The following is a 4,460-nucleotide window of genomic DNA, read 5'->3' on the forward strand; positions in this document are numbered from 1 at the left end:
CGCACTCCCCTTCACGCGTTGCATGTTGAGTTGGGAGGTAAGTTGGTTGATTTTGCTGGTTGGGAGATGCCTGTTCAGTATCCCTTGGGGATAATGGGTGAGCATAAGCAGTGTCGTGAGAAGGCGGCGTTGTTTGATGTGAGCCATATGGGTCAGGTTATTCTGCGGGGCGAGAATGTGGGTGAGAAGCTGGAAGCTTTGTGCCCGCAGGCCTATGCGACGCTGAAGGAAGGCAAGGCGCGGTACGGGTTCTTTACGAACGAAGACGGCGGGATCATGGACGATTTGATCGTGTCGAACGCGGGAGATCACTACTTTGTGGTGGTGAACGCGGCGCTGCGGCATCAGGATATTCCGCATATGCAGGCCAATCTGGACGGCGTTGAGGTGACTGAGATCTTCGATCGTGCGCTGGTGGCGGTTCAGGGCCCCAAGGCCGAAGATGTGGTGGGCGCGCTTTGCCCTGCCGCGCGGGATCTGAAGTTCATGGAAACCACCGTGGCGGATATCCTGGGTGTCGAATGCCGCATCTCGCGGCTGGGCTACACCGGTGAGGATGGCTATGAGATCTCGATCCCCGAGGACAAGGCCATCGAGATCAGCAAGGCCTTTCTGGCGCATGAGGATTGCGAAGCGGCCGGTCTGGGCGCGCGCGACAGCCTGCGGCTCGAGGCGGGTCTGTGCCTCTATGGCAATGACATCGATCAGAGCACCTCGCCGGTCGAGGCGAGCCTCGGTTGGGCGATGCAAAAGCGCCGCAAGGAAGAGGGCGGGTTCCCGGGGGCCGACCGGGTGCAAAAGGAACTGGCCGAAGGCCCCGCCAAAAAGCTGGTCGGTATCAAACCGACAGGCCGCGCACCGGCGCGTCAGGGCGTTGAGATCCAGTGCGCCGAGGGCAATACCATTGGCCAGATCACCTCGGGCGTGTTTGGCCCCACGGTGGGCGGACCGGTGGCGATGGGTTATGTGAGCAAAGGCCATGGCGAGCCGGGTGAGGCGGTGAACCTGATCATCCGGGGCAAGCCGCAACCGGCCGAGATCGTTGCGCTGCCCTTCGTCACCCAGAATTACAAGCGTTGAAGTCAGGAGAGAGACATATGGCAACCTATTATTCCGAAGAGCACGAATGGCTGACCGTTGACGGTGACACGGCCACTTTGGGCATCACCAAACATGCGGCGGAACAGCTGGGCGATGTGGTCTTCGTCGAGCAGCAGGAAGTTGGCGACGAGTTCGAGAAAGATGGTGAGATCGGCGTGATTGAATCCGTCAAGGCGGCATCCGAGCTCTATGCCCCGGTCGATGGTGAGATCGTCGAGGTGAACGAGGCGCTGGCCGACACCCCGGGCGCGCTGAACGAGGACCCCGAGGGCGAGGCCTGGATCTACAAGATCAAGATCACAGACGCGTCGCAGCTCGAAGATTTGATGGACGAAGCTGGCTACAAGGCCTTCATCGGATAAACCCAAATGGCGGGTCCAGTCACGGATCCGCCCTTCATCTGGCTAAAAATATCTCCGCCGAAGGCTCCCGCAGTCTCCGCCGGGTCTGACCTATCCTTGAGGAGCGCACACATGGCCTTCAAACTGACCGATTACGAAGCCTATGACTTCGCCAACCGTCGCCATATCGGGCCCAGCCCGACCGAGATGCGCGACATGCTCAAGGTGATCGGCTTCAAGACGCTGGACGAGCTGATCGACGCCACCGTTCCACCCGCAATCCGGCAGAAAGAGCCGCTGGACTGGGGCCCGGCGATGACCGAGCGCGATGCTCTGTTCCACATGAAAGAGGTGGCGAGCAAGAACAAGGTTCTGACCTCGCTGATCGGTCAGGGGTATTACGGCACCACGACGCCGGCGCCGATCCTGCGCAACATTCTGGAAAACCCGGCCTGGTACACCGCCTACACGCCCTATCAGCCCGAGATCAGCCAGGGCCGGCTTGAGGCGCTGTTGAACTTCCAGACCATGGTCAGCGACCTGACCGGGCTGGATGTGGCCAACGCCTCGCTGCTGGACGAAGCCACAGCTGCGGCCGAAGCGATGGCCATGGCCAAGCGCGGCGGCCGGTCCAAGGCCAACAACGCAGCCTTCTTCGTCGACAAGAACTGCCACCCGCAGACCATCGCGGTCATTAAAACCCGCGCCGAGCCTCTGGGCATCGAGGTTCAGGTCGCCGATCCGGACACGCTGGATGCAGGCGCGGTCTTTGGTGCGATCTTCCAGTATCCCGGCACCCACGGCCATGTGCGCGACTTCACATCGGAAATCGCCGCCCTGCATGAACACAAGGCCATCGCGATTGTCGCCGCCGATATCCTGTCGCTGGCGCTGCTGAAGTCGCCCGGCGAGATGGGCGCGGATATTGCCATCGGCTCGACCCAGCGCTTTGGCGTTCCGATGGGCTATGGCGGCCCGCACGCCGCGTATATGGCAACCACTGACAAGCTGAAGCGCTCGATGCCGGGCCGGATCATCGGCGTCAGCATCGACAGCCGGGGCAACAAGGCCTACCGCCTGGCCCTGCAGACCCGCGAGCAGCACATTCGCCGCGAAAAGGCGAACTCGAACGTCTGCACCGCGCAGGCGCTGCTGGCAGTGATTGCTTCGATGTATGCCGTGTATCACGGCCCCGACGGCATCAAGGCCATCGCGCAGTCGGTGCACCGCAAGACCTCGCGCATGGCCGCTGGTCTGGAAGAGGCGGGCTTTGCCGTTGAGCCGGAAGTGTTCTTCGACACCATCACGGTTGAGGTCGGCCATCTGCAGAACGTCGTCATGGAAGCCGCCGTGGCCCGCGGCGTCAACCTGCGCAAGGTTGGCGAGACCAAAGTGGGCATCAGCCTGGATGAACAGACCCGGCCGGAGACCATCGAGGCGGTCTGGGGTGCCTTCGGCATCGACCGCAAGGATGACAGCTCGAACGTGGCTTACCGCCTGCCGGAACATGCGCTGCGCGAAAGCGCCTACCTGACCCACGAAATCTTCCACAAGAACCGGGCCGAGGCCGAGATCACGCGGTATATGCGCCGTCTGGCCGACCGCGACCTGGCGCTGGACCGGGCGATGATCCCGCTGGGGTCCTGCACCATGAAGCTGAACGCCACGATCGAGATGATCCCGGTCACCTGGCCCGAGTTCGGCAACCTGCACCCGTTCTGCCCCGAAGATCAGGCGCAGGGCTATCACGAGATGATCGACGATCTGAACGACAAGCTGTGCCAGATCACCGGCTATGACGCGATCAGCCAGCAGCCCAACTCGGGAGCGCAGGGCGAATATGCGGGCCTGCTGACCATCCGCAACTATCACTTCGCCCGCGGCGAAGGGCATCGCAATGTCTGCCTGATCCCAACCTCGGCCCATGGCACCAACCCGGCCTCGGCGCAGATGGTGGGCTGGCAGGTTGTGCCGGTGCAGGCGGATGACAAGGGCAACATCGATGTCGCAGACTTCCGCGCCAAGGCTGAGAAGCACAGCGATCATCTGGCCGCCTGCATGATCACCTACCCTTCGACCCATGGCGTGTTCGAGACCACCGTGCAGGAGGTCTGCCAGATCACCCATGATCACGGCGGTCAGGTCTATATCGACGGGGCCAACATGAACGCCATGGTCGGTCTGGCGCGTCCGGGCGATGTGGGCGGTGACGTCAGCCACCTGAACCTGCACAAGACCTTCTGCATCCCGCATGGCGGCGGCGGCCCCGGCATGGGTCCGATCGGCGTCAAGGCGCATCTGGAAGAGCATCTGCCCGGCCATCCGGAATACGGCACTGCCGTGGGTCCGGTCTCGGCGGCACCCTTTGGCTCGCCTTCGATCCTGCCGGTCAGCTGGGCCTATGTGCTGCTGATGGGTGGCGCGGGTCTGACGCAGGCGACCAAGGTGGCGATCCTGAACGCCAACTACATCGCTGCGCGTCTGCAGGATGCCTATCCGATCCTGTATACCTCGGAAACGGGTCGCGTAGCGCATGAATGCATCCTCGACACCCGTCCGCTGGACGCCGAGGCGCATGTGACCGTGGATGACGTGGCCAAACGCCTGGTTGATTCAGGTTTCCACGCCCCGACCATGTCCTGGCCCGTGGCCGGCACCCTGATGGTCGAGCCCACGGAATCGGAACCCAAGGACGAGCTGGACCGCTTCTGCGACGCCATGCTCTCGATCCGCTCCGAGGCGCAGGACATCATCGACGGCAAGATCGACGCGGAGAACAACCCGCTGAAAAACGCCCCCCACACGGTGCGCGATCTGGTCGGCGACTGGGACCGCCCCTACACCCGCGAACAGGCCTGCTTCCCTCCGGGCTCGATGGGCGTCGACAAATACTGGTCCCCCGTCAACCGCGTCGACAACGCTTACGGCGACAGAAACCTCATCTGCACATGCCCCCCCATGTCAGAATACGAAGAAGCCGCAGAATAATACAACAAAACCCCGCCAAAATCGGCGGGG

The 4,460-nt window shown here is 62.5% G+C and carries 3 protein-coding genes; all 3 read left to right on the forward strand.

Annotation, left to right across the window (positions count from 1 at the left end):
- The coding region (gene gcvT / locus ACR0AZ_RS21575; protein WP_480668234.1) for a glycine cleavage system aminomethyltransferase GcvT at positions 1–1,080 on the forward strand (1,080 nt) is incomplete at its 5' end.
- 17 nt (positions 1,081–1,097) lie between these two features.
- Positions 1,098–1,463 (forward strand): glycine cleavage system protein GcvH, encoded by a 366-nt coding sequence (gene gcvH / locus ACR0AZ_RS21580; protein WP_480471648.1) that lies wholly within the window; start codon positions 1,098–1,100, stop codon positions 1,461–1,463.
- Between the two features lie 111 nt (positions 1,464–1,574).
- The gene (gcvP, locus tag ACR0AZ_RS21585) at positions 1,575–4,430 is read left to right on the forward strand and encodes an aminomethyl-transferring glycine dehydrogenase (protein WP_480471649.1); all 2,856 of its coding nucleotides are present in this window, start codon (positions 1,575–1,577) and stop codon (positions 4,428–4,430) included.
- The last annotated feature ends 30 nt before the right edge of the window (positions 4,431–4,460 follow it).

Source organism: Ruegeria sp. BE3, from assembly GCF_056538865.1.